The following is a 25,855-nucleotide window of genomic DNA, read 5'->3' as shown; positions in this document are numbered from 1 at the left end:
CTGGTGTGATTACTGCAGCGGCACGGCCGTCGGCTTGACCGGCGCGGGCAGCGCGGTCGCGCCCATCAGGTACCGGTCCACGGCGGCGGCCGCGGCCCTGCCTTCAGCAATCGCCCAGACGATCAACGACTGGCCGCGACCCATGTCCCCGGCCACGAACACGCCGGGCACCGACGTGTCGAAGTCGGCTCCGCGCGCCACGTTGCCGCGATCGGTCAGTTTCACCTCGAGGTCGGTGAGCAGCCCCTCGCGTTCCGGGCCGACGAACCCCATGGCCAGCAACACCAGGTCGGCCTCGAGCTCGAAGTCCGAACCCTCGACCTTGACGAACTTGCCGTCCTGCATGGTGACCTCGTGCGCCTTGAGCGCGGTCACGTGACCGTCCTCGCCGATGAACTGCTCGGTGTTCACCGAGAACACCCGCTCACCGCCCTCTTCGTGCGCCGACGACACCCGGTACATCAGCGGATAGGTCGGCCACGGGGTCGATTCGGCGCGAGTGTCCGGCGGGCGCGGCATGATCTCGAACTGGTGCACTATGGTCGCGCCCTGCCGGTGCGCGGTGCCGAGGCAGTCCGCGCCGGTGTCACCGCCCCCGATGATGACGACCTTCTTGCCCTTCGCGGTGATGGGAGGTTGCCCGTCGGGCCCCAGGACGTCGTCGCCCTCCTGCACCCGGTTCCCCCAGGGCAGGTACTCCATCGCCTGGTGGATGCCGTCGAGGTCGCGTCCCGGGATGGGCAGGTCCCGCCCAGCCGTGGCGCCGCCGGCCAGCACCACCGCATCGAAGTCGGCGCGCAACTGCTCGGCGGTGATGTCCACCCCGACATTGACGCCCGCCCGGAATTCGGTTCCCTCGGCGCGCATCTGGTCCAGGCGGCGATCGAGGACCCGCTTCTCCATCTTGAATTCCGGAATGCCGTAGCGCAGCAGCCCACCGATGCGGTCCGCCCGCTCGAAAACAGTGACCGTGTGGCCGGCGCGGGTCAGCTGCTGGGCTGCGGCCAAACCGGCCGGGCCCGAGCCCACCACCGCGACCTTCTTCCCCGTCAGCTTGTCCGGGGGCAGCGGCACGACGAAGCCTTCGTCGAAGGCGTGGTCGATGATCTCCAGCTCGATCTGCTTGATCGTCACCGGGTCCTGGTTGATGCCGAGCACACACGCCGGTTCACACGGCGCCGGGCACAGCCGCCCTGTGAAGTCCGGGAAGTTGTTGGTGGCGTGCAGCCGTTCGATCGCGTCGCGCCAACGGCCCCTGCGTACCAGGTCGTTCCACTCCGGGATGAGGTTGCCCAGCGGACACCCGTTGTGGCAGAACGGGATCCCGCAATCCATGCAACGGGTCGCCTGCTCGCGCAGGGTGTCCTCGTCGAAGTCCTCGTAGACCTCGTGCCAGTCCTTCAACCGCAGCGGGACGGGCCGACGCTTCGGCAGTTCCCGGTGGGTGTACTTGAGAAAGCCGCTCGGATCAGCCATGTGCTGCCGCCATGATCGCCTTGTCCACGTCGGTGCCGTCGCGCTCGGCCTGGGCGATCGCCTGCAACACCTTCTTGTAGTCGCGCGGCATCACCTTGACGAAGTGGCGCTGTTGGGAGCGCCAGTCGGCCAGGATCCGCTGGCCGACCGCGGAATCGGTGGCGTCGACGTGCGCCTGGATGATGCCGTGCAGGAATTCGGCGTCATCGGAGTCCAGGCTCTCCGTGTCGACCATCTCGATGTTGAGGTTGTCCGGAAGTTCCTCGTCCGGGTCGTACACGTAAGCCACACCGCCTGACATTCCCGCCGCAAAGTTGCGGCCGGTCGGACCGAGGATCACGACCCGACCACCCGTCATGTATTCGCATCCATGGTCACCCACGCCCTCGACGACGGCGTGGGCGCCGGAGTTGCGGACCGCGAACCGTTCGCCGACCACTCCGCGCAGGAACGCCTCGCCGCTGGTCGCACCGAACAGGATCACGTTGCCGCCGATGATGTTGTTCTCGGCCACGTAGTCCTGCGGGACGTTGTCGGAAGGACGCACCACGATCCGGCCACCGGACAGACCCTTGCCGACGTAGTCGTTGGCGTCGCCGTAGACCCGCAAGGTGATTCCCTTCGGCACGAAGGCCCCGAAGCTGTTGCCCGCGGACCCCTCGAAGGTGATGTCGATGGTCCCATCCGGAAGCCCCTGGCCGCCATAGGCTTTCGTCACCTCGTGGCCGAGCATGGTGCCCACCGTGCGGTTGACGTTGCTGATCGTGGTGGAGAACCGCACCGGCTTGCCGGAATCGAGTGCCTCACGGCTCATCACGATCAACTGCTGGTCCAGCGCCTTGTCCAGGCCGTGGTCCTGCCGGGAGCTGCAGTAGAGGTCCTGGTTCATGAACGCCGACTCCGGCTCGTGCAGCACCGGCGCGAGATCCAGCTTGTGCGCCTTCCAGTGCGCCCGAGCCAGGGTGGTGTCCAGCGCCCCCACCTGGCCGACCGCCTCGTTGAGGGTACGGAAACCCAACTGCGCCATGTACTCCCGTACCTCTTCGGCGATGAACATGAAGAAGTTCTCGACGAATTCGGGCTTGCCGGTGAACCGCTCACGCAGCACCGGGTTCTGGGTGGCCACGCCTACCGGGCAGGTGTCCAGGTGACACACCCGCATCATGATGCAGCCGGCCACCACCAGCGGTGCGGTGGCGAAGCCGAATTCCTCGGCGCCGAGCAGCGCGGCGATCATCACGTCCCGGCCCGTCTTGAGCTGGCCGTCCACCTGGACCACGATCCGATCACGTAAACCGTTGAGCAGCAACGTCTGCTGCGTCTCGGCCAGGCCCAACTCCCACGGCGCACCGGCGTGTTTCATCGACGTCAGCGGCGTCGCGCCGGTGCCACCGTCGTGACCGGAGATCAACACCACGTCCGCGTGCGCCTTGGAGACACCGGCGGCAACCGTGCCGACGCCGTTCTCGGAGACCAGCTTGACGTGCACCCGCGCGGACGGGTTGGCGTTCTTCAGGTCGTGGATCAGCTGTGCGAGATCCTCGATGGAGTAGATGTCGTGGTGCGGCGGCGGCGAGATGAGCCCGACACCGGGCGTGGAATGCCGCACCTCGGCAACCCACGGGTAGACCTTGTGGCCGGGAAGTTGGCCTCCCTCACCGGGTTTCGCGCCCTGCGCCATTTTGATCTGGATGTCGGTGCAGTTGGTCAGGTAGTGCGACGTGACGCCGAAGCGCGCGGAGGCGACCTGCTTGATCGCGCTGCGCCGCCAGTCCCCGTTGGGGTCGCGGTCGAAACGCTTGACGTCCTCGCCGCCCTCGCCACTGTTGGATCGCCCGCCCAGACGGTTCATCGCGATCGCGAGCGTCTCGTGCGCTTCGGCGGAGATCGAGCCGTAGCTCATCGCACCGGTGGAGAAGCGCTTGACGATCTCGCTGGCCGGCTCGACTTCTTCCAGCGGAATCGGGGGACGCACTCCGCCACGGAATTTGAGCAGGCCGCGCAACGAGGCCATCCGCTCGCTCTGGTCGTCGACCAGGCGGGTGTAGTCCTTGAAGATCTTGTACTGGCCGGTGCGCGTCGAGTGCTGCAGCTTGAACACGGTCTCCGGGTTGAACAGGTGGTACTCACCCTCGCGGCGCCACTGGTACTCGCCGCCCACCTCGAGCTCGCGGTGCGCGCGCTCGTCCCGGCGGTCCAGGTAGGCCAGCCGGTGGCGGGTGGCGACGTCGGCGGCGATGTCCTCCAGGGTGATCCCGCCGATCGGGCAGCTCAGCCCGGTGAAGTACTCGTCGAGCACGTCCTCGGAAACGCCGACGGCCTGGAACAGCTGCGCGCCGGTGTAGGAGGCCAGCGTCGAGATGCCCATCTTGGACATCACTTTGAGCACGCCCTTGCCCGCGGCCTTGACGTAGTTGTTCAAAGCCTTCTCGCGCTCCTGCCGGTCGGCGAAGCCGTCGATCGCGCCGCGGTCGAGCATGTCCTCGATCGACTCGAACGCCAGGTAGGGGTTGATCGCCGCCGCCCCGCAACCGATCAGCATCGCCATGTGGTGCACCTCGCGGGCGTCACCGCTCTCGACGACCAGGCCCACCTGGGTGCGCGTCCGGTCGCGCACCAGGTGGTGGTGCACACCGGCAACGGCGAGCAGCGACGGGATGGGCGCCATCCGCTCGTCGGACTCGCGGTCCGACAGGATGATCAGGCGCGCGCCGTCGGTGATCGCGGCCGACGCCTGGGCGCGCACGTCATCGAGCGCCGCGGCCAATCCTGCGCCGCCCTCGGCGACCGGGTACAGGCAGCGAATCACCTTGGACCGCATGCCATGCGGACGCCCGTTGACCTCATCGTCGGGATTGAGGTTGATCAGCTTGGCCAGCTCGTGATTACGCAGAATCGGTTGCTGCAACATGATCTGGTGACAGGAGTTCTCGGTCGGCGTCAGCAGGTCACACTCGCCGCCGGTGGTGCCCTGCAGGCTGGTCACCACCTCCTCGCGGATGGCGTCCAACGGGGGGTTGGTCACCTGCGCGAAGAGCTGCTGGAAGTAGTCGTAGAGCATCCGCGGCCGCTGCGACAGGACCGCGACCGGGGTGTCGGTGCCCATCGAGCCGATCGGCTCGGCGCCGGTGCGCACCATCGGCGCAACCAACAGGTTGAGCTCTTCATAGGTGTAGCCGAATGTCAACTGCCGCTTGATGAGTCGATCATGCGGCATCCGCACGTAGTCGCCCTGCGGCAACTTCTCGAGGGGAACCAGGTTCCGGTCGAGCCATTCCTGGTACGGGTGCTCGGCCGCGAGTTCGACCTTGATCTCCTCGTCGGAGACGATGCGCCCCTGCGTCGTGTCCACCAGGAACATCCGGCCGGGCTGCAGCCGCATCCGGCGCACCACCGTGGCGGGGTCCAAGTCCAGGACGCCGGCCTCGGAGGCCATCACCACCAGACCGTCTTCGGTCACCCAGATCCGCGACGGGCGCAGGCCGTTTCGGTCGAGCACGGCGCCCACGATCGTGCCGTCGGTGAAGGTGATCGACGCGGGCCCGTCCCAGGGCTCCATCAACGAGGCGTGGTACTGGTAGAAGGCCCGCCGCGCCGGATCCATGGACTCGTTGCGTTCCCATGCCTCGGGAATCATCATCAGCACCGCGTGGGCCAGGCTGCGGCCACCGAGGTGCAGCAGTTCGAGCGCCTCGTCGAACCGCGCGGTGTCGGAGGCGCCCGGGGTACAGATCGGGAACAGCTTTTCCACGTCGGCTTCCGAGCCGAAGACGTCGGTCTTGATCAACGCCTCGCGGGCCCGCATCCAGTTCTCGTTGCCGGTGACGGTGTTGATCTCACCGTTGTGCGCGACCCGACGGAACGGGTGGGCCAGCGGCCAGGACGGGAAGGTGTTGGTGGAGAACCGGGAGTGCACGATGCCCAGCGCACTGGTCAGCCGATCGTCCTGCAGGTCAAGGTAGAACGCCTTCAGCTGCGGGGTGGTCAGCATGCCCTTGTAGACCAGGGTCTGACCGGAAAGGCTTGGGAAGTAAACGGTTTCGCGCCCGGGACCGTCCTGACCGGGGCCCTTGGTGCCGAGTTCGTGTTCGGCACGCTTGCGGACCAGATAGCACCGGCGCTCCAGCGTCATGTCCGACGCGCCGGCCAGGAACACCTGCCGGAACGTCGGCATCGCGTCACGCGACAGCGCGCCCAGTGAGGAGTCGTCGATGGGCACGTTGCGCCAGCCCAGCACCGTCAGGCCCTCGGCTTCGGCGATCTTCTCCACCGCATCGCAGGCCGCCGCGGCGTCCTTGGACGACTGCGGCAGGAAGGCGATGCCGGTGGCGTAGCTGCCCGCCGGGGGCAGCTCGAAGTCGACGACGGCACGCAGGAACTCATCCGGTACCTGAATCAGGATGCCGGCGCCGTCACCGCTGCGAGGCTCGGCGCCCTGAGCACCGCGATGTTCGAGGTTGAGCAGCGCGGTGATTGCCTTGTCCACAATGTCGCGGCTACGACGGCCGTGCATATCGACGACCATGGCTACCCCGCACGAATCGTGCTCGAACGCGGGGTTGTATAACCCGACGCGCTTGGGCGTCATATGCACCTGACCCTTCACCTGAACGTTTCGAGCGGCGTTAACGGCTGCTTCGATGAGGTCGTACCCGGAGGTTGCGGGCTACGGACCCCTCGGTCTTGTCTCGATAGGCTGTCCCCCAGGCGGAGACGATCCCGTTAGGGATGCGTCCGTGCAGCGCTGAACGGTGGCCTGGAAACCGGTCTCGACAAGTCGTAAAACGATATGACAATACCCGCCTGACATGCCAACTTCGTCAAGTCTAACCGCCAGCTGGCAGCGCCGTAAATTTCGCGAAGGCCGACGGGCGGCAACCCGGCCGACGTGCGGTTCGATCGCTGCTCGATGGCTGCAATGTTCGTCACAACCGCGCCGCTGGAAGCGCTCCGGCGCGCCGCCCCCATGGCCGTAAGGAGTTTGCTGTCCCCGCCTGCGGGCGCGGTCACCGCCCCGGCATCGGCTCCCCTGGCCGTGCTCAGCGCGCAGGGCGAGCCACCCCGGCCGCACGGCGGTAAGCGCTGCTAAGTTTGCACCGTAGCGATGCGAGGCGCGCAGGACATACTGGACGGGTACCGGTCCGCATCCGGCGACGGTGGTGGGGCCGTGGTACTTATCACTGGTCCCGGACGAACCACCTGACCCGCCGATGGATCGCCTGGCAGCCGAGGAGCCCATGAACGAGCGCGACGAATTCCTGCGGGACCGTCTGGGCGGAGGGGGACAGTGGCGTATAACAAATAGGCCGGAGAGGTATTATTTTTTTTTTCAAGCAAAAGACGGCATACGATGAAGGGTTCCGCCTCGTGGGCTCGGAGATGTGTATAGGAAACAGCCTTTGGCCTGGTCAAGCTGGGGCCCTCGCCGGCCCAACAGCAGGACGCCCAGTTCGAGGCGGCCATCAGGACCCGCCTGCTCGGCAACTTCAAGGTCGGCGTCCTGGGCAAAGGCGGCGTGGGGAAGACGTCGGTGGCCGCCAGCGTCGGATCCCTGTTCGCCGAGCTCCGAAGGCAGGACCACGTCGTGGCGATCGACGCCGACACCGCGTTCGGCCGGCTCAGCAGCCGCATCGACCCGAGTTCGACCGGGTCGTTCTGGGAGCTCACCGCGGACAAGAACCTGCAGTCCTTCAGCGACATGGTTGCCCGGGTGGGCCGCAATTCCGCCGGGCTGCACGTGCTCGGCGGCGAACCGGCGTCCGGCCCGCGCCGGGTGCTCGACCCCGCGATCTACCGGGAGGCCGCGTTGCGCCTGGACCGCCATTTCGCGATCTCGGTGATCGACTGCGGCTCGACCATGGACGCGCCGGTCACCCAGGAGGTGCTGCGCGACTTGGACGCGCTGATCGTGGTGTCCTCGCCGTGGGCGGACGGCGCGAACGCCGCCGCCAGGACCATGGAGTGGCTGGCCGACCAGGGCTTCGACAGCCTGCTGGAGAACAGCATCGTCGTGCTCAACGATTCGGACGGCCACGCCGACAAGCGCACCCGAACGTTGCTGGCGCGCGAGTTCATCGATCACGGCCGGCCGGTGATCGAAGTGCCCTTCGACCCGCACCTACGGCCCGGCGGCGTCATCGACGTGAGCCACGAGATGGCCGCGGCGACCCGGCGGAAGTTTCTCGAGGTCACCGCGACGATCGCGGAGTACTTCGCGGCTCGCGCCGAGGACCGACGGACGGGCTAGGCCCGCTCGGCAACCTGACCCGCCCGTGCCGACGGGTCGGCGATGGCCTCGATCTTGACCACACGGGACCCGCGGACGGTGAGCACGATGACGGCGAACAGGCGGCGGCCGCTGAAGGCCAACAGGGCCGGCCCCCCGGCGGGGCCGCTGACCAGTGTCACGTCCGGCCACAGGTAGCGCAGCAGGTTGGTGGCCACCGCCTGCGGACCGTGGTTGATCTGTGGCGGCGGCGCCGGGTCGGCCAGGATCGTGCCCACGCCCCACACCGTCGGATCCAGCACGGCGGCCAGCCCGGCGAGGTCACCGTTGGCGCACGCGGTGATGAATTTGTCGGTGACGAGCTGATGCTCGGCGGACGCGATCGCGTTGGTTTTGGGTTGCGCGGCAAGGAATTTGGCCCGCGCGCGCCGTGCCAGCTGACGGCAGGTGCCGACCGGGCGGCCCACCGTTTCCGAGATCGAGTCGAAGGGGACGCCGAACACGTCGTGCAACACGAAGGCGACCCGTTCCGCGGGGCTGAGCCTGCGCAAGACCTCCAGCAAAGCGGAGCGGATCTCGTCGTCGAGGGTGATCCGGTCCGCCGGGTCACAGCGGTGCGGCGCGGGCAGCTCTTGGACCTCGCCCGGACGTTCGTAACGCGCGCGGGCCGAGCGCACCTGGTCGAGGCAGAGCCGACTTGCGACCACCGTCAGCCAGCCCCGGACGTCCTCGACCTCGCCGACCTCGGTCCGTGAGAGGCGCAGAAAGGTTTCCTGCACAACGTCTTCCGCGTCACCGACGTCCCCAAGCATCTGGTAGGCGAGGTTGACCAGATACGGGCGGTGACGACGCCAGGCCTCGGCGACCTGGTCGTCCGCTGACTGCGACTGGTTCATGACTCTTCGACGATCTGCTGAGGCAAAAAGTTACTGGTTCTCGCGGGTAACTTTTCCACCTTTCGCCCCGTCCTTGGAGCAGCACAGAAAATTCCGAAAGGAGCCATGCCATGACCATCGTGGTAACCGGGGCGACCGGCAACGTCGGGCGCCCTCTCGTCGCCGCGCTCGCCGGCGCGGGAGCGTCGGTGCGGGCGGTGACCCGCACGCCGGAGACCGCCGGGCTTGCGCCCGGCGTCGAACTCGCACACTCGGCGGCCGAGGCGCTGCCGGGCGCGTCGGCGGTGTTCCTCAACTCCCGTGCGCTGGGCGCCGACTTGGAAGCAGTGGTGTCCCAGTGCGTGCGCGCCGGCGTCACCAAACTGGTGGCGCTCTCGGCGATCAACGCCGACGACGACTTCGCCCGCCAGCCGTCCCGCTTCCGAGGGGACCGCAACAGAGAGGTCGAACAGCTCGCCGTCGACTCCGGCCTGGCGTGGGTGAGCCTGCGGCCCACCGTCTTCGCGACGAACTTCGCCGGCATGTGGTCAGCGCAGATCCGCGCGGGCGATGTGGTTTTCGGGCCATACGCCACGGCATCGACGGCACCGATCGTCGAGACCGACATCGCGGAGGTCGCGGCGCGGGCGTTGCTCACCGATGAGCTTGTCGGCCAGCGGATCCCGCTGACCGGTCCCCAGGCGTTCACCAACGTGGAGCTCGTCGAGGTCATCGGCGCCGAGCTGGGTCGCCCGCTGCAATATCGGGAGATTCCCACCAGCGCGGTGCGCGAGCGGTTCCTCGCGTTGGGCTTCACCGCGGGCTTCGCCGATGCCTACATCGCCATGCTGGCCGCGACGCTCGATGCACCGGCACTCATCACCCACGACGTGGAGAAGCTCCTCGGGCGCCCGGCGCGGCCGTTCGCCCAGTGGGTCGCCGAGCACCGAGCCGTCTTCGCCGTCGCGAAATGAATAAGGAGAACGACATGTCACAACCGCGTCCGCCGCGCTACCTCAAACCCATGAACAAGGTGATGATGGCCGTCCAACGGCTCGGGATTCCCACCGGTCCGGCGATGGTGTTGACGGTGCCCGGCCGCAAGTCGGGCCGGCCCCGCAGCACCCCGATGACGCCGTTCGAATTCGAGGGCGACATGTACGTAGTAGCGGGCTATCCCGGCGCCGACTGGGCGGCGAACGCCCGGGCGGCGGGCACCGGCGTTCTCAGCCGCGGCCTGCGGTCACAGGAAGTCCGGATCGTCGAACTCTCCGCCGGAGAAGCCCGGCCGGTGCTGCGGGAATTCCCCGCCAAAGTCCCCGTCGGAGTGGCGTTCGCCAAACGGTCCGGGATGGTGCGTGATGGAACGGCCGACGAATTCGAAGCACTGGCGGGACGGCTCGCCGTCTTCCGCTTCGAGCCGGCTTGACGGCCGCCTGCTCGGTCGCCCCAAAGAGAAAGCGCCGCAGCGGTTTCGGCGACCACCGGTCGCCGAAGGTTCACAATCGGCGGCCATGGGCCGGGCCTAGGCCGACTTCGCGGTCTCGCGCACCGGATATCCGTTGCGCTCGGCCAGGGACCGAAGTTGGCGCAACGCGAACGCGCGTGGGCGGCCGCCTTCGGGGATCACCACTCCGGCCCACAAGCCTTCCGCGCCGGCCGACTCCACGGCATCCCGCGCGCACATCCAGCGGCGCGGGCAGGCCCGGCACAGGGCGATCGCCTCGGCGTCGGGGGCGGTGGTCCAGCGGTCGGGATCCTGCGTGCAGGCGCCGAGCGGGATGTTGTACGAAACTGCTGCGGTCATGTCGCGCGCCCTTCTGGCATAGCGGGGTCCTGCATTACACTCACCAAACTATAGCGCTAACCGTTTCAATGCAACAGTTTTCTGTCCGCAACTGAAGTGATCCCTCGCAGATGGCGCTTCGGTATGTCGCTGCCGCCGAAGCCGCGCGTGTCGGCGAATCGCCCACGCGACGGCCGATACGGTGCGTGAACTGGGTCTTCAGCTGACGGCGGGCACGTGGAGCCGCGCCGGGCCAACCGTAGCGGGCACGCCGTTACGCCGACCTCGTCGAAGCGCTGTGTTCGCGCACCGGATACCCGTGCAGCTCGGCAAGCGAGCGCAGCTGGCGCAACGCGAAGGTCCGGGCCCGCCCCCCTTCGGGAATCACTACACCGGCCCACAAGCCCTCGGCCCCAGGCAGCTCACACGCCTCCCGGGCGCACGCCCACCGGCGTGGACACCTTCGGCAGAGCGCTTTGGCCTCGGCGTCAGGCGTCGTCGTCCAACGCTCAGGATCCTGCGTGCACGCCCCCTGCCAAAAGCCGTGCTCGGGCGCGGTCATTCTCCCGTCCCGGCACGAATCATCGCGGCAGTGCCCGCCGTGCAACACAGGCCGCAGCGCACGAAGCGCTGCAACGCCACAGTTAAGCCTCCGAACACGTGACTCCTGCGCGACCTACCTTATTTGATACATGCGTAGTTAAGCACTCGAAAGCGGCAACCGCATGACCGGTAAGTAAAAATGTCGGAGAGGTCGAACCCGCGCGGCCGGCCGCAGATATCCCACCCTCGGCCGTCGCGTGCGGCGGCCGTCGTTGCGCGCCCAACCGTAGCGTGGGCCGGCTTCTCGGAGATCCGCCGCCTGACCATTTCACAGTTCTGACGGCCGAGAAACGTAGCATCTGCGATAGGAATGCCGGGGTGCAACGGTTAGAATCGGCAGGACGGAGAGTCCGCCGCGCTGTTCTCAAGCGAGGAATCACCGGGGATGCAGGCGGCTCGGCGCCGGGCGACAGTCCGTCGGCTCGGCGAACAGGGAAACGATCGTGCGGAGTTCGCCGGTCCAGCGGGGGGAATGTCGAATCGATATGACCGGGCCATCGGAGACACTGGGGCGACAAGGCCTCGGCGAGTCGAATGAGCGCCACACCGGCTCCCAGACCAGCGATATGGACCCGGGCCTGGTTCGTGCCGGGGCCGCCGCCGCCGCCCGCCGCCGCGAACTCGACATCAGCCAGCGCAGCCTGGCGGCCGACGGAATCATCAACGCGGGCGCTCTCATCGCTTTCGAGAAGGGACGCAGCTGGCCCCGCGAGCGGACCCGCGCGAAGCTCGAGGAAGTGTTGCAGTGGCCCACGGGAACGATCGCGCGAATCCGCCAGGAGGGCACCATGCCCGCGGCCTCCCCTCGGCAGGACAGCGTTCCCGATGGGCGGTCGGCCGCCGGCCCCGGACCCGAGAGCGCGGAGTCGCTGATCGCGCAGGCGGTCGTCGCCGCCGTCGACGGCTGCAGCCTGGCCATCGCCGCGTTGCCGGCGGTCCACGATCCGGAGTTCATCGAGCGGGTCGAGCCCATCCTGTTCGATCTGCGTCAGCTGGAGACGATCGCGGTCCGGGCGGCCCGCATCAGCACGATGACCCCTGAACTGATCAAGGCGCTCGCCCGGGTTCGCCGGCATTACGACGAACTCATGACACTCGCCGCCGGCGCCGCGGATGCCCCATTGGCCCCGCGCCTCTACGCGATGCGGCGGCAGGCCAACCTGTCCGCCCAGGAGACAGCACAGGCGGCCGGCGTGCGCGAGGAGGATGTTGTCCGCGCCGAAGCGGGCGACCCATTAACCGACGACGCCGCCGCAGCGCTGGAAAGGTTGATCGGCGAAATTCATTAAGGCCGGACGCGCCCTTTATTTCGCCGCGACTTTGCGGCGCTTCGCAGCCCTCATGATCGCCGGCCATGTGGCGCGTCCAACCCGCGTCGCTGAGGCCGGGAATACGCGATGCGACAGAGTCGGCCCGGGCGTCGGACCACACGCAGCCGTAGGCCGTGTCTGGCCGTGGCTCGTTGCTTCCGGGGCACCCGCACGAAACGGAGCGGCGTGCGAGCGGACGCACTTGCGACGCGGACGCAGGAACGGGCCATCGCCTCTCTTGTGCCAGGTTGATTCGCATGCCAAGTGGTCGCCGTGCTGGGACCGTCAAACCCGTTCGGGTAAACCAATCCGCCTGGGGCTCAGGCCATCTCGCGATCGCACTGCGCGGTCCTCCGGCAGCCAGCGAAGGCCCGATTACGACCGCCAGGCAAGTGCCGCAAGGAACCGCGGATACGTGGTGTCCGATACGATCGGGCGTTCGTCGCCCAGATCCGCTGTGGCCGTGGGACTGGCCTGATCCAATCGTTCACCGCCCGGCAACCGTGCCGCAATCTTCGCCGCGGACCGCACCAGCCGACCGCTTCGAAACCGCTGGCTTATTACAAAATTCGTGCATCGAGGGGGGTTGGTGCGCTGTTACGCTCGACTCACCGTGCGCACGACCAGCATGGGAGCAACCAGCGTGAAGGGAAATCGACGTGGCTTGGCTTGCAGGTGGAAGTTCTCTGGCGACCGTGGTGCAACGACTTCAAGGCGCGGGCGGGGCCGCCTACAGCGGAGACTGGGTCAGCGCGGCAGCGGGCGGCGCCGCCGCCGCGGGCAAGGCTGTCGAATACTTCGCCAAGACGAAAACCGGACTCAAGGACGCGTTGGATAAAGTCGGGAAAAAGGTGCTGCCGACGCCGACGGCGATTATCGACGGCGCTATGTTGGCGATCTTCCTCGTGGACTTACTTAATGGGCTCTCGTCCCCGGACACGGGATCCGCATTCAGCACCGCCAAAGACAAGTACGAGAACGTCAAGCTCAATCTGGAAGCGGCCAATCCGGACGAACTTCGCTGGACCGGTGAGGCAGCCGACGCCTATAAGGCCATGAACGACACGCTGAGATCACTTGTGCAGCAGATGGAAGAACTGGACAAGCAGATGAAGACCCTGGTGGCCGATCAGGCCGGCAAGGTCAAGCAGGCGCACATGTGCGTAACGGTATCGACCCTGGTACTTACCGCGTGCCTCGGCGTTGCGATGGCCCTGTACCTGATCCCCATCACCGGCCCGGAAATATCGTGCGCGTTCCAGATCGTGGCCGCCTTCGGGGCATGCGCATCGGTCTTCGCGTTCGAGATGTTCACGCTGTCCAATTCGATGTCGATTTCCCACTCGGTCGACGCGCTGTCCATCAGCTATGGCGAGCTCGCCGGCAGGGCGCAAACCGAGATGGCAGGCACGTTCGGCGAGATCAAGGGCGAGGTGGCGGCGAAGACCGCGTCCCAGCTTTCCAGCTTCACGGCCGTTTCCGACGGGCTGTCGGCCTTCGCCGCCGCCCCGACGATCCAATCGTTGGCCAACACCAGCTTGGGCCGCGAGTCCGCTTCGCCGGCGCAACGCGTTTTGCTGGACGCCGCCAGTGAAGCTCACGCGACAAGCTCGACTGACGCGGCGGCGCAGGCTCCGAGTCAAACGGCGCCGGCGGCACCGGCGTTCGCGCCACCCAGCCCCGCGCAGACGGCGCAGATGGCCCAAGCCTCGTCGGCGTTGTCCCAGCCGGTGAACCAGGTAAGCCAGACGGTAAGCCAGACAGTGGGACAGGCACAGCAGCTCGCGGCCTCCGCAAGAGGCCAAGGGGCGGCCGGCGACGCACCCGCCGCGAAGGCCGCCGACGAGGCCGGCGCCGCCTCGGGCGCAGCCGGTGCCGAACGAGCTCCCGTAGAAGTCGCGGAGGCCGGTGCCGAGGCTGGGGCCGACAGGCCCGGCCGCGTCCTGTGATGTCCCTGACGCATCAAAACCAATGCAAGCCAACGCCATAGCGATAGAACAGGAGAAACATCAATGGCCGCATTGAATGTCACACCGGACTACTTGGAGACGCTGGCGGGCAAGCAGGATGCAGCGAAGGGCGTCGCGGGGGAGGCAGCCGGTGCAACCTCCAATCTCACCGTCGCGGTGTGGGTGACCCACGGTGTTATCAGCGGATGCTCCAACGGTGCGTTCAGCAGCGCCGAAGGTGCGCGCCGCACAGCCGGGCAAAACCTTTCGGCCGCCGCCAACGAACTCGCCGCGAAACTGCGCGGCGCCAAAGCGGCGTACAAGGGCGTCGACAGCGAGTTGAGCGGCAACCTCAAAAGCCAAATGCTCGACAACTAATCATGTCCGGTCCCCTCACTGGCGGTCGCGCCGGCCTCGTCGATGACGTCGTCGGCGTGGAGGTGACCATCGACGGGATGTTGGTCATCGCCGACCGGTTACACCTGGTCGATTTCCCTACCGCGCTTGGGATCCGGCAAAACATCCCACAAGAGGACCTGCGCAACCTGGTCTGGAGCCAGGTGCAGCATGACCTCACCGCGCAGGGGGTGCTCGATCAAAACGGTGAGCCTCACCCGACAGTGGCGGCGATGGTCGACACCCTCAGCAGGCCCGACCGGACGCTGGAGGGCCGATGGTGGCGGCGCGATGTCGGCGGTGTCATGGTGCGATTCGCGGTGTGCCGCAAGGACGAACGTCACGTCATCGCGGCGCGAGACGGCGACCTGTTGGTGCTGCAGCTGGTGGCTCCTCAGGTGGGCCTGGCGGGCATGGTGACCACGGTTCTAAGCACTGCCGAACCCGCCAATGTCGAACCGCTGACGGGCCTCGCCGGCGAACTCGCCAAATGCACCACCGCGGCGCAGTTGACCGCACACGGCCTCGAGGCACCGTCGGCCCGTATCTACGCCGAGATCATCACCAACCCGAGCAGCTGGGTGGAAATCACCGCCGGCCAACGCCACCCAGGCGGCACGTCTACGCAGACCGACGTGGCCGCCGGTGTCCTCGACTCGGCATTGGGCCGGCTGGTGTCGCTGCCCCGTCGCGTCGGCGGCGAGCTGTACGGAAGTTTCCTTCCCGGCACGCAGGAGAATCTGCAGCGCGCCTTGGAGGCGCTGCTCGAGTTCCTCCCCGTGGGCAGCTGGTTCGATCACGTCGGAGCCGCCGAAGCCTCGTACCGGGGTTGATTCTGCCGTTATCTATTCAGTACGGAAACCAGAAAGAAGAACCTTCATGCCCCAGCACGACGACCATGATGACCTCTCCGCCCTCGACTTCTCCGCGCACCATTCCGACTCCGACGATCACGGCCTACATCACTCCGATGCCCTGGATTTTTCCTTCACCGAAGACGGCTTCGAGGAAACGCCCGCCGACGCGTTCGATGAGTACGCACCCACAGAACCCGATGACAGCGAAACGGAGCTGGCGGCCATCGCCTCGGTGACCGAGGCCGAGGCCGAAGAAGAAGACGAAGAAGAAGGTCTTGCGCTCTTCACGGTGACCAATCCCCCCGATACGGTGTCGGTGTCGGCGCTCATCGACGGGAGGACGCAGCGGGTCACCCTGTCGCCGAAGGTGACCAACATGACCGAATCGGAACTCGCAGAAGAGGTTCTCGTCCTTGCAGACCTGGCCCGGCAAAAAGGGCTTGCAGGCCAACGCACGTTCTTGCAGGAAGATCAAACCGTGACGGAAAGCCTCGACCAGCTCGGGATAGCCGACACCGACGTCATCCGAGAGTTCATGGACGCGGTGTATCCGTTGCCGACGGCCGAGCAGGCCGATATGGCACAGGCAGAGGTCTTCGCCGCCCGATACACGAATGACGAAACCGACAAATGAGCGCACAGCTGGCCGGTCTGTTCGAGAGTGCGGTCGGCATGCTGCCCATCTCGGAGGCACGGGCGCTGGACCTGTTCACCGAGATCACCAATTACGACGAGTCGGCCTGCGATGCGTGGATCGGCCGCATCCGTTGCGGTGACACCGATCGGGTGACACTGTTCCGCGCCTGGTATTCGCGCACGAATTTCGGACAACTGGCCGGGGCCGCCCAGATATCGATGAACGCCGTCAACGCCCGGATCGCGATCGGTGGCCTATACGGCGACATCACTTACCCGGTCAACTCGCCGCTGGCGATCACCCTGGGTTTCGCTGTAAGTGAAGCGGCCCAAGGCAATTACGCCGACGCCATGGAGGCCTTGGAGGCAAGTCCGGCGACCGGCGCCGAGCACCTGCTGTCCTGGGTCAAGGCGGTGGTCTACGGCGAGGCGCAACGTTGGACGGAAGTGATCGAAGAGGTACGCGGCGCCGGCAAATGGCCGGACGCGTTCCTGGCGGCCGCGGCCGGCGTCGCGCACGGGGTCGCCGCGGCGAACCTCGGTCTGTTTACCGAAGCCGAGCGCCGGCTCACGGAGGCTAACGCGTCGCCTGCCGGCGAGGCATGTGCGCGCGCCATCGCCTGGTATCTGGCGATGACGCGCCGCGGACAGGGAAATGAAGAGGCCGCGGTGGCGCTGCTGGAGTGGCTGCAGACCACCCACCCGGAGCCTAAAGTCACTGCTGCCCTAAAGGATCCGTCGTATCGGTTGAAAACCACCAGCGCCGAACAGATCGCCGCGCGCACCGACCCCTGGGACGCGTCCACTGTCGTAGCCGACACCTCGGGACGGGAGAAGCTGCTCGCCGAGGCGGAAGCCGAGCTGGAGCGGCAGATCGGGCTCAGCCGCGTCAAGGACCAAGTCGAGCGGTACCGCGCCGCCACGCAGATGGCGCGGGTTCGGGCCGCCCGTGGCATGAAGGTGGCACAGCCGAGCAAGCACATGATCTTCACCGGACCGCCCGGTACGGGCAAGACGACGATCGCGCGGGTGGTGGCCAACATCCTGGCGGGGCTGGGCGTCATCCCGGAACCGAAACTCGTCGAGACGGCACGCAAAGATTTCGTCGCCGAATACGAAGGACAGTCGGCGGTGAAGACCACCAAGACCATCGATCGCGCCCTGGGCGGCGTCCTGTTCATCGACGAGGCCTATGCCCTCGTACAGGAACGGGATGGGCGGACGGACCCGTTCGGCCAGGAGGCGCTGGACACCCTCCTGGCCCGGATGGAGAACGACCGGGACCGACTGGCGGTGATCATCGCCGGTTACAGCTCCGATATCGACCGGCTACTGGAGACGAACGAGGGGTTGCGGTCCCGGTTCGCCACCCGTATCGAATTCGACTCCTACTCCCCGGAGGAGATCCTGGAAATCGCGAAAGTCATTGCGGCCGGGAACGACTCCGCCCTGAGCGCGGAAGCCGAGGACAACCTGCTGGCGGCGGCCAAGCTGCTCAGTCAGCGGACGGTACGCGGCAAGCCTGCGCTCGACATTGCCGGCAACGGCCGCTACGCGCGACAGCTCGTGGAGGCGGGGGAACAATACCGTGACATCCGCCTGACCCGGGCGGTCGATTTCGAGAGCCTCGACGAGGATCGCCTAAGGGAGATCAACGGCGAGGACATGGCCGAGGCGATCGAGGCCGTGCACGGACGCCTCAACCTCGTCGAGTGACGTATGGCGAGTTTCCGGCTTACGACCAAGGTGCAAGTCAGTGGCTGGCGCTTTTTGCTCCGGCGTCTAGAACACGCGATCGTCCGGCGCGACACCCGCATGTTCGACGACCCGTTGCAGTTCTACAGCCGGTCGGTGTCGCTCGGCGTCGTCGTCTCGGTGTTGATCGTGGTCGGTGCGTTGGCGATGGCCTACTTCAAACCGCAGGGCAAGCTGGGTAACGGCAACCTGTTCGTGGACCGCGGGACGAACCAGCTTTACCTCAAGGTCGGAAGCGAACTCCATCCCGTCTACAACCTGACCTCGGCGCGGCTGGTGCTGGGCAACCCGGCCGAACCCGCGACGGTCAAGTCCGCCGAGCTGAACCGCCTACCGAAGGGCCAGTCCATCGGGATCCCCGGCGCCCCCTATGCCACCCCCGTGTCGTCAGATTCCTCCTCGGCCTGGACGTTGTGCGATACCGTCGTGCGGGCCGAAAGTGCCAATCCCACAGTGCAAACCGGAATCATCGCGATGCCGGTGGTAATCGAGCATCCCGCGATCGACCCGATCCTGCCCAGCGAGGCGCTGTTGGCGTCGTATCAAGGCAAGGACTGGGTCATCACCGCCAAGGGCCGGCACGCCACCAACCTCAGCGACCGCCCCATGACGTTCGCGGTGGGCATCCGCGGCACCGCCAAGCCCAGCCCCCTCTCCACCGCTATGTTCAACGCGCTGCCCGATGCCGGCTCCTGGCAGTTACCTCCCGTCCCCAACGCGGGTGCCCCGAACACCCTGGGCCTGCCCGATGAGCTGGTGATCGGTTCGGTGCTACAGCTGCACACGACCCTCGGCCTGAGATACTTCGTCGTGATGCAGGACGGGGTCGCGCCCGTGAATGCCAACACGGCGGCTGCGTTGCGCGCGAATCAATCGTACGGGCTGGTGGTTCCTCCGTCGCTGCCTCCGAACCTGATCGTCAACATCCCCGAGTTGGTGTACAACTCGCCCTTGCCCGACGAGCCGATCAAGATCGTCTCGCGGCCGGACGACCCCACGCTGTGCTGGATGTGGGAACGCAAGCCCGGTGAGCAGGCGCCGAGAACCGCGGTGTTGACCGGCCGCCATCTGCCCATACCCGCGTCAGCGATGACCACCGGGATCAAGCAGATTCAAGGCTCCGCAACGGTTTACATAGATGGCGGGAAATTCGTGCAGCTACAGTCACCGGATCCTCGGTACGGTGAATCTTTGTATTACGTTGACCCACAAGGGGTTCGCTACGGTGTGCCCGATCAGCAGACCGCGTCGTCGCTCGGCCTCCCGTCGCCCAAGACCGCTCCGTGGGAAATCGTTCGCCTGCTCGTGGACGGGCCGGTGCTCTCGAAAGACGCGGCTCTGCTGGAGCACGACACGCTGCCGACTGACCCCAGCCCCCGCAAATTGCCCGGCGCAGCCCCAGGAGCGGCCTCATGACGACCAAGAAGTTCACCCCTACGGTCGCCCGCGGTCCTCGGCTGACGCCCGGCGAAATCAGCCTCACCCCACCGGAAGACCTCGGCGTCGACATCCCGCCGTCGGGCATTCAAAAAGCGCTTCCGTACGTCATGGGCGTCTGCATGCTCGGCATGATCGCGATCATGGTGCTCACCGGCACCCGGGCGCTCTCGCCGTACATGCTAATGATGCCGCTGATGATGATCATGATGTCGTTGAGCATGGTGGCCGGCGGTGGCGGCGGTGGCGGGAAAAAGGTGCCCGAAATCAATGCCGACCGGAAGGAATACCTTCGGTACCTGGCGGGGCTGCGTCCCAGGGTGACCTCTTCGGCGAGTGCGCAAGTGGCGTTCTTCAGCTTCCACGCACCCCATCCAGACGATCTGCTGTCCATCGTCGGTACGCCGCGTCAGTGGTCACGCCCGGCCAACGCCGACTTCTACGCCGCCACGCGGATCGGAATCGGCGACCAGCCGGCTGTGGACCGGCTCATGAAGCCGTCCGCCGGAGGCGAGCTGGCCGGCCCCACCGCGGCGCCGCAGCCATACCTCGAACCGGTTGCCAACATGTGGGCGGTCAAGTTCTTGCGCACCCATGGCCTGATCCACGACTGCCCGAAACTCGTGCAGTTGCGCACCTTTCCGACGATCGCCGTGGGCGGCGATCCGGGGGGGTCGGCTGCCTTGCTGGCGGCGATGGTGTGCCATCTCGCCGTCTTTCATCCCCCGGACCTGTTGCAACTGCGGGTGCTCACCGAGGAACCCGACGATCCGGACTGGTCGTGGCTGAAATGGCTACCGCACCTTCAGCATCCGACCGACACCGACAGTGCCGGCCCGGCAAGGATGATCTACACCCGACCCGACGGGCTGTCCGATCTCGCTGCGCGTGGCCCACACTCACCCGATGCGCTGCCCGGCGGCCCGTACGTCGTCGTGGTGGACCTGACCGGCGGGAAGGCCGGCTTCCCGCCGGACGGCAGGGCCGGCGTCACGGTCATCACTTTGGGCAACCACCGTGGTTCGAACTACCGCATCCGGGTGGCCGACGACGGCACCGCCGACGACCGCCTGCCCAGCCAGTCGTTCCGCCAGGTGACGGCGCGCACCGACGGCCTGTCCCCGCGGCAAGCCGCCCGCATCGCGCGCAAGCTGGCCGGTTGGTCCATCACCGGCACCATCATCGACAAGAAGAACATTGGCACCCAGAAGAAGGTCGCCACGGAGTGGCATCAACTGGTGGGAGCCCACAGCGTCGAGGAGGTGACGCCCGCGCGCTGGCGGATGTACACCGACAAGGACCGCGATCGCCTCAAGATCCCGTTCGGTCACGAGCTCAAGACCGGCAACATCATGTACCTCGACATCAAAGAGGGCGCCGAATTCGGCGGCGGACCACACGGCATGCTCATCGGGACGACCGGGTCGGGGAAGTCGGAATTCCTTCGCACGCTGATCCTGTCCCTCGTGGCGATGCACCATCCGGATCAGGTCAACCTCCTGCTCACCGACTTCAAAGGCGGGTCGACGTTCCTGGGCATGGAGAAGCTTCCGCACACCGCCGCGGTGATTACCAACATGGCCGAGGAAGCCGAGCTCGTGAGCCGGATGGGTGAGGTGCTGACCGGGGAACTCGACCGGCGCCAGTCGCTGCTGCGACAGGCCGGCATACAGGTGGGTGCGACCGGTGCGCTGTCCGGTGTGGCCGAATATGAGAAGTATCGCGAACGCGGTGCCGATTTAGCCCCGTTACCAACGCTTTTCGTCGTCGTCGACGAGTTCGCCGAGTTGTTGCAGAGCCACCCCGACTTCATCAATCTCTTCGACCGGATCTGCCGCGTGGGCCGCTCGTTGCGCGTGCACCTGTTGCTGGCCACCCAGTCACTGCAAACCGGAGGGGCCCGCATCGACAAGCTCGAGCCCAACCTCACATACCGCATCGCGTTGCGCACCACCAGCTCTCACGAGTCAAAGATGGTGATCGGCACCCCGGAGGCGCAGTACATCACCAATAAAGAGAGTGGCGTCGGCTTTCTGCGGGTGGGTATGGAGGATCCGGTCAAGTTCAGCACCCTCTACACCGGCGCTCCCTACATTCCGCCGAAACGGGACGAGCCTGACGGCGACGGCAACGGGGCCAGCCCGCAGGCCGGATCCAAGAACCTGCGGATTCACCAATTCACCGCCGCGCCCGTCCTCGACGAGGTGATGACGCCGTGACAGTCGAACCCAAGGTACGGGCGCTCAGCGAAGTGGTGCTGGACCAACTCAGCACTACGGAGTCGCGGGCGTACAAGATGTGGCTGCCGCCCCTGAAGGATCCGACGCCGCTCAACGAGCTTGTCGCGCACGATGACCAGCGCCACACGTTGCGCTTCGCCCTGGGCATCATGGACGAGCCGCGCCGGCACCTGCAGGGCGTGTGGGGCGTCGACGTCTCTGGAGCCGGCGGCAACATCGCCATCGGCGGCGCGCCGCAGACGGGAAAGTCGACCCTGCTGCAAACCATGATCATGTCGGCCGCCGCCACCCACACGCCGCGGCAGGTTCAGTTCTATTGCATCGACCTCGGGGGCGGCGGCCTGATCTATCTGGACGACCTCCCCCATGTCGGCGGGGTGGCGACCCGGTCGGAGCCCGACAGGGTCATGCGGGTGGTGGCGGAGGTGCAGGCCGTTTTGCGCCAACGCGAGGCCACCTTCAAGGAACACCGGGTGGGCTCCATCGCGATGTACCGGCAGCTGCGCGAAGACCCTAACCAGCCCGTCGCGGACGACCCGTTCGGCGACGTTTTCTTGGTCATCGACGGGTGGCCGGCTTTCGTCGCCGAATTCCCCGACCTCGAAGCTCCAGTCCAGGAGTTGGCTTCACAGGGCTTGTCGTTCGGCGTCCACACCGTGATCACCACACCGCGATGGACGGAGTTGAAGTCACGCGTCCGCGACTATCTGGGGACCAAGATCGAGTTCCGGCTCGGCGACGTCAATGACACCCAGATCGACCGCACGGTGCGCGAGATCCCAGCGAATCGACCGGGCCGCGCGATGTCGGTGGAAAAGCACCACCTGATGATCGGCGTGCCGAGGTTGGACGGCGTGCACAGCGCGGACAACCTGGTCGAGGCGATGACGGCGGCCGTGAACGAGATTGCTTCCCATCACACCGACGTGGCGCCCCGCGTCCGGGTGTTGCCGGAGCGGATCTACCTTCACGAACTCGACCCGAACCCTCCCGGTCCGGAGTCTGATTACCGCACGCGCTGGACGATTCCGATCGGCTTGCGCGAAGCGGACCTGTCGGTGGCCTACGCCAACATGTACACGACCCCGCACCTGTTGATCTTCGGTGCGGCCAAGTCGGGCAAGACACGGACGGCGCACGCAATCGCACGGGCCATCTGCGCGCGCAACAGTCCACAACAAGTGCGGTTCATGTTGGCCGACTACCGCTCCGGGCTGCTGGACGCGGTGCCGGACAGCCATCTGCTCGACGCGGGGGCGATCAACCGCAACAGCACCACGCTCGACGAGGCCATCAAAGCGTTGGCGACCAACCTGAAGAAGCGGTTACCGCCGGCCGATCTCACCACCGCCCAGCTGCGGGCACGCTCGTGGTGGACCGGATTCGACGTGGTTCTCTTGGTCGACGACTGGCACATGATCGTGGCCGCCGCCGGCGGCATGCCCCCGATGGGACCGCTGGCGCCGTTATTGCCCGCAGCCACGGATATCGGGCTGCACATCATTGTCACCTGCCAAATGAGCTACGCATACAAATCGACTATGGACAAGTTCGTCGGCGCAGCTTACGGCGCCGGGTCCCCGACCTTGTTCCTCTCGGGCGACAAGCAGGATTTCCCGTCGCGGGAAATTCAGGTCAAACGCCGCCCCCCGGGGCAAGCATTCTTGGTCGCTCCAGACGGGAAAGAGGTCATCCAGGCGGTCTACATCGATCCGCCAGAAGAAGTGCATCCACCAGCACCATAGGGCGGTTAGGATTATCCCGTCGCCTGCTAAAGAAGCCGTGAACCAAAGGGCGACAACCGAATCGGGGCGCCTAGCACCTGTTGCTTGTCGCCATGAGCCGAATTGGTATGCGTTCACATGGATTTTTGTTTGTGTTCACTTGATTTAGGGATGGCGCGAACCCGAATGCAAAGCGGAATGAATTAGCGACCCCAAAGTCAACCAGAAGATAACCGCAAACGACACTTCGTAAACAAGGAGACCGGTAGACATGTTGTGGCACGCAATGCCACCGGAGCTGAACACCGCTCGGTTGATGGCCGGAGCGGGTCCAGCGCCGATGCTGCAGGCCGCCGCGGGGTGGGAAGCGCTGGGAGCCGCGTTGGAGGCTCAGGCCGTGGAATTGGGCGCCGCCCTGGTAGCCCTCAAAGCCGCCTGGACGGGGCCCGGCAGCGAGCGTGCGATCGCCGCGGCCACACCGATGGTTGCCTGGCTGAACACAGCGGCCGAGCACGCCCAGCAACGAGGGATGCGGGCAATGGCCCAGGCCGCGTCCTACACGAAGGCGTTGGCGATGACGCCTTCGCTGCCCGAGATTGCGACCAACCACATCACACATGGCGTGCTGACGGCCACCAACTTCCTCGGCATCAACATGGTGCCGATCGGTTTGAACGAGACCGACTACTTCGTCCGCATGTGGAATCAGGCCGCCGTCTCTATGGACGTCTACCTCGCCGAAACGATGGCGAACACCACATTCGAGCCGCTTCCCCCCGTGAAACCCATCGTGCAACCCGGGGTGGGCGAGGTCGTGGCGGCCCAGGCGTTGGCCCGGCTCTCGAGCACGGCGGCCGACGAGGCTGCAGGGACGCTGCGCGCCCTCGCCGAGGAAGTAGCGGAGGACATTCCGTCCGACACCCCGGACGTCCCCACTCCCGATGTCCCTACGCCGGACGCGACCGTTCCGCCCGCACAACAAGTTCCGCAGTACACGGGACAACTGGGGCAACTGGGTGGGCCGATGCAGCAGCTCATGCAGCCGTTGCAACAGATGACGTCACTGGCCGGCCAGACCGGCGGAATGGGCGGTCCCGGCGGCAATCTGCCGGGCGCGGGCGGGGCCGCTGACCGCGCACCCGGCCAGGTCGGCCTGCTCGGTGCCAGTCCCCTGTCGAGTCACCCCTTGGCCGGTGGCTCGGGCCCCAAAGCGGGGCTGGGTCTGATGCATTCGGAAGCGCTGCCCGGAGCGGGCGGTACCTCGGCCCGCACGTCGCTGATGAGCCAATTGATCGACAAGCCCACGGCGGGGGCGATGGCGCCCGCCGCGGCAGGAGCGGGCGCCGGGTCCTCGGCGATGGGCGGCACGGCCCCGATGGGCGCGATGGGCCACGGCGCGCAAGCCGGATCCGGGAGCACTCGACCCAGCCTGGCGGCCCCCGCGACGCTGACCGCCGAACACCACGACGACGACGGTGACGACCACGACGACGACTGGTGACGGCACCGTACGAAACAGACTTCCCGGCCGCCCGGGCCGGAAGACTTGCCATCAATTGGTGAGGAAGAGCAACACAGAAAGTAGCGAACATGGCAGAGATGAGAACCGACGCCGCTACCCTCAGCGCGGAGGCCAGCAACTTTGACCGAATCTCGAGCGAGCTCCAGCAGGTCATCGGACAGGTGGAGTCGACCGGCGGCGAGTTGGCCGGCCACTGGCGCGGTCAGGCCGGCGCGGCGGCCCAGCAGGCGTTGGCACGCTTCCACGAAGCCGGCCAGGCGCAGATCAAGGCACTGAGCGACATTTCGCAGAACATCCACGGTGCCGGCATCGAGTACTCCAAGGCCGACGACGAGCAGGCCAGCTCGCTTTCGTCACAAATGAACTTCTGACCCTGACAACCCCTCACCGAATAGACAGAACGGAGCAAACAACATGAGCGAACAGTCATGGAATTTCGCGGGCATCGAAGGCGGCGCGAGCCAGATCCAGGGGGCCGTGGCGGCCACCCAGGGCCTGCTCGACGAGGGCAAGAGCTCGCTGCAGAAGCTCGCCGCGGCCTGGGGCGGTAGCGGTTCGGAGGCCTACCAGGCCGTGCAGCAGCGCTGGGACCAGAGCTCCGCGGAGCTGAACGACTCGTTGAAAAACTTGGCGGCCCGCATCACGGAAGCCAGCCAGACGATGGCCCAAACCGAGTCCGGCGTCACGGGAATGTTCTCATAAGCCAGCAACCACGACGAAGCACGAGACTGGGCGAGTTCGACCCCGTGGGAGATCTCGCCTCTTCTCGTGCTTTCGCGGCTGCGAGTGTCTGAGAGGTTCTGATGGCGGCCGACTACGACCGGCTCTTTCCGCCGTCCGACGAGGCTGATGCGGCCCAGGACGCCGGCGGGTACGGGGACTTCGACGTGGACGGTCCGTCCCCGACGCCGCCGGGGCCGCCCAACACACCCCCGGCCCTTATACACAACTCCGAGCCCCCGCGAGGGGCTCTTCTCCTGTATGTCGCATTGTGTTTGAGAAAAAAACTTCTCGAGCGGCGTCATGGCGTCGTCCGCCTCTTCGGTGGCATCGTCGCACGGCG

Annotated in this window: 19 protein-coding genes and 2 pseudogenes; 16 read left to right on the top strand and 5 right to left on the bottom strand. The window is 66.4% G+C overall.

Going from position 1 to position 25,855, the window contains the following annotated elements; genetic code table 11:
- Positions 1-9: 9 nt before the first annotated feature.
- Both C1737_RS20225 and gltB read right to left on the bottom strand, forming a co-directional pair.
- Positions 10-1,476, bottom strand: coding sequence for a glutamate synthase subunit beta (locus C1737_RS20225; protein ID WP_102419298.1), 1,467 nt, complete (start codon positions 1,474-1,476; stop codon positions 10-12).
- Positions 1,469-6,064: a glutamate synthase large subunit gene (gene gltB / locus C1737_RS20220; protein WP_102420041.1), complete on the bottom strand. Its 4,596-nt coding sequence runs from the start codon at positions 6,062-6,064 to the stop codon at positions 1,469-1,471. The genes C1737_RS20225 and gltB overlap by 8 nt, the downstream gene beginning before the upstream one ends.
- Before the next feature lie 810 nt (positions 6,065-6,874).
- On the opposite strand from gltB, the pseudogene C1737_RS20215 reads away from it, so the two are divergent.
- Positions 6,875-7,723, top strand: a pseudogene (locus C1737_RS20215) (MinD/ParA family protein); the annotation flags it as partial.
- On the opposite strand, the gene sigI reads toward C1737_RS20215, so the two are convergent.
- Complete coding sequence (gene sigI / locus C1737_RS20210; RefSeq protein WP_102419296.1) at positions 7,720-8,598, bottom strand: RNA polymerase sigma factor SigI; 879 nt, start codon at positions 8,596-8,598, stop codon at positions 7,720-7,722. The pseudogene C1737_RS20215 and the gene sigI overlap by 4 nt on opposite strands.
- 110 nt (positions 8,599-8,708) lie before the next feature.
- Here sigI and C1737_RS20205 point away from each other — a divergent pair, with 110 nt between their 5' ends.
- Together C1737_RS20205 and C1737_RS20200 are read left to right on the top strand one after the other, a co-directional pair.
- A complete protein-coding gene (locus C1737_RS20205) occupies positions 8,709-9,551 on the top strand; it encodes an NAD(P)H-binding protein (protein ID WP_102419295.1) in 843 nt (280 codons plus the stop codon).
- 14 nt (positions 9,552-9,565) lie between these two features.
- Positions 9,566-10,006, top strand: a complete 441-nt coding sequence (locus C1737_RS20200; protein ID WP_067917034.1) for a nitroreductase/quinone reductase family protein — start codon at positions 9,566-9,568, stop codon at positions 10,004-10,006.
- A gap of 96 nt (positions 10,007-10,102) precedes the next feature.
- Here C1737_RS20200 and C1737_RS20195 read toward each other — a convergent pair whose 3' ends face one another.
- Positions 10,103-10,384, bottom strand: a complete 282-nt coding sequence (locus C1737_RS20195; RefSeq protein WP_067917026.1) for a WhiB family transcriptional regulator — start codon at positions 10,382-10,384, stop codon at positions 10,103-10,105.
- A gap of 253 nt (positions 10,385-10,637) precedes the next feature.
- Positions 10,638-10,925 (bottom strand): WhiB family transcriptional regulator, encoded by a 288-nt coding sequence (locus C1737_RS20190; RefSeq protein WP_082972736.1) that lies wholly within the window; start codon positions 10,923-10,925, stop codon positions 10,638-10,640.
- A 589-nt stretch (positions 10,926-11,514) separates the two neighbouring features.
- On the opposite strand from C1737_RS20190, the pseudogene C1737_RS20185 reads away from it, so the two are divergent.
- The 13 genes and pseudogenes from C1737_RS20185 to C1737_RS27265 form a co-directional block, all read left to right on the top strand.
- Positions 11,515-12,255, top strand: a pseudogene (locus C1737_RS20185) (FHA domain-containing protein); the annotation flags it as partial.
- A gap of 716 nt (positions 12,256-12,971) precedes the next feature.
- Entirely contained in the window at positions 12,972-14,225 is a 1,254-nt protein-coding gene (locus C1737_RS20180) for an EspA/EspE family type VII secretion system effector (protein WP_102419294.1), read from the top strand.
- Positions 14,226-14,288: 63 nt separating this feature from the next.
- Positions 14,289-14,603 carry an ESX-1 secretion-associated protein gene (locus C1737_RS20175; protein ID WP_068092271.1) on the top strand — a complete coding sequence of 105 codons (315 nt, stop codon included), beginning with the start codon at positions 14,289-14,291 and terminating at the stop codon, positions 14,601-14,603.
- 2 nt (positions 14,604-14,605) lie between these two features.
- Positions 14,606-15,454, top strand: coding sequence for an ESX secretion-associated protein EspG (locus C1737_RS20170; RefSeq protein WP_102419293.1), 849 nt, complete (start codon positions 14,606-14,608; stop codon positions 15,452-15,454).
- A 46-nt stretch (positions 15,455-15,500) separates the two neighbouring features.
- Entirely contained in the window at positions 15,501-16,112 is a 612-nt protein-coding gene (locus C1737_RS20165; RefSeq protein ID WP_102419292.1) for a hypothetical protein, read from the top strand.
- Positions 16,109-17,830, top strand: coding sequence for a type VII secretion AAA-ATPase EccA (gene eccA, locus C1737_RS20160; RefSeq protein ID WP_067917013.1), 1,722 nt, complete (start codon positions 16,109-16,111; stop codon positions 17,828-17,830). Before C1737_RS20165 ends, eccA begins: the two co-directional genes overlap by 4 nt.
- A gap of 3 nt (positions 17,831-17,833) precedes the next feature.
- Complete coding sequence (eccB, locus tag C1737_RS20155; RefSeq protein ID WP_067917011.1) at positions 17,834-19,285, top strand: type VII secretion protein EccB; 1,452 nt, start codon at positions 17,834-17,836, stop codon at positions 19,283-19,285.
- Positions 19,282-21,525, top strand: coding sequence for a type VII secretion protein EccCa (gene eccCa, locus C1737_RS20150; protein WP_102419291.1), 2,244 nt, complete (start codon positions 19,282-19,284; stop codon positions 21,523-21,525). The genes eccB and eccCa overlap by 4 nt, the downstream gene beginning before the upstream one ends.
- Complete coding sequence (gene eccCb, locus C1737_RS20145; RefSeq protein ID WP_067917008.1) at positions 21,522-23,291, top strand: type VII secretion protein EccCb; 1,770 nt, start codon at positions 21,522-21,524, stop codon at positions 23,289-23,291. The genes eccCa and eccCb overlap by 4 nt, the downstream gene beginning before the upstream one ends.
- Positions 23,292-23,541: 250 nt before the next feature.
- Positions 23,542-24,771 (top strand): PPE family protein, encoded by a 1,230-nt coding sequence (locus C1737_RS20140; RefSeq protein ID WP_102419290.1) that lies wholly within the window; start codon positions 23,542-23,544, stop codon positions 24,769-24,771.
- A gap of 89 nt (positions 24,772-24,860) precedes the next feature.
- Positions 24,861-25,163, top strand: a complete 303-nt coding sequence (locus C1737_RS20135; protein WP_067917004.1) for a WXG100 family type VII secretion target — start codon at positions 24,861-24,863, stop codon at positions 25,161-25,163.
- Between the two features lie 43 nt (positions 25,164-25,206).
- Entirely contained in the window at positions 25,207-25,494 is a 288-nt protein-coding gene (locus C1737_RS20130; RefSeq protein WP_067917001.1) for a WXG100 family type VII secretion target, read from the top strand.
- Positions 25,495-25,595: 101 nt separating this feature from the next.
- Positions 25,596-25,855: hypothetical protein (locus C1737_RS27265; RefSeq protein ID WP_233214800.1), on the top strand; the 260-nt coding region annotated here is incomplete at its 3' end.

The organism is Mycobacterium sp. 4858, from assembly GCF_900240975.1.
Taxonomy (GTDB): Bacteria; Actinomycetota; Actinomycetes; order Mycobacteriales; family Mycobacteriaceae; genus Mycobacterium.
Note: the sequence above shows the minus strand (reverse complement) of the source record. Positions and strands in the feature narration are given on the sequence as shown.

Coding starts and splice junctions, on each gene's coding strand:
- C1737_RS20225 (WP_102419298.1), bottom strand. CDS start 1,476: ATGGCTGATCCGAGCGGCTTTCTCAAGTACACCCACCGGGAACTGCCG.
- gltB (WP_102420041.1), bottom strand. CDS start 6,064: ATGACGCCCAAGCGCGTCGGGTTATACAACCCCGCGTTCGAGCACGAT.
- sigI (WP_102419296.1), bottom strand. CDS start 8,598: ATGAACCAGTCGCAGTCAGCGGACGACCAGGTCGCCGAGGCCTGGCGT.
- C1737_RS20205 (WP_102419295.1), top strand. CDS start 8,709: ATGACCATCGTGGTAACCGGGGCGACCGGCAACGTCGGGCGCCCTCTC.
- C1737_RS20200 (WP_067917034.1), top strand. CDS start 9,566: ATGTCACAACCGCGTCCGCCGCGCTACCTCAAACCCATGAACAAGGTG.
- C1737_RS20195 (WP_067917026.1), bottom strand. CDS start 10,384: ATGACCGCAGCAGTTTCGTACAACATCCCGCTCGGCGCCTGCACGCAG.
- C1737_RS20190 (WP_082972736.1), bottom strand. CDS start 10,925: ATGACCGCGCCCGAGCACGGCTTTTGGCAGGGGGCGTGCACGCAGGAT.
- C1737_RS20175 (WP_068092271.1), top strand. CDS start 14,289: ATGGCCGCATTGAATGTCACACCGGACTACTTGGAGACGCTGGCGGGC.
- C1737_RS20170 (WP_102419293.1), top strand. CDS start 14,606: ATGTCCGGTCCCCTCACTGGCGGTCGCGCCGGCCTCGTCGATGACGTC.
- C1737_RS20165 (WP_102419292.1), top strand. CDS start 15,501: ATGCCCCAGCACGACGACCATGATGACCTCTCCGCCCTCGACTTCTCC.
- eccA (WP_067917013.1), top strand. CDS start 16,109: ATGAGCGCACAGCTGGCCGGTCTGTTCGAGAGTGCGGTCGGCATGCTG.
- eccB (WP_067917011.1), top strand. CDS start 17,834: ATGGCGAGTTTCCGGCTTACGACCAAGGTGCAAGTCAGTGGCTGGCGC.
- eccCa (WP_102419291.1), top strand. CDS start 19,282: ATGACGACCAAGAAGTTCACCCCTACGGTCGCCCGCGGTCCTCGGCTG.
- C1737_RS20140 (WP_102419290.1), top strand. CDS start 23,542: ATGTTGTGGCACGCAATGCCACCGGAGCTGAACACCGCTCGGTTGATG.
- C1737_RS20135 (WP_067917004.1), top strand. CDS start 24,861: ATGGCAGAGATGAGAACCGACGCCGCTACCCTCAGCGCGGAGGCCAGC.
- C1737_RS20130 (WP_067917001.1), top strand. CDS start 25,207: ATGAGCGAACAGTCATGGAATTTCGCGGGCATCGAAGGCGGCGCGAGC.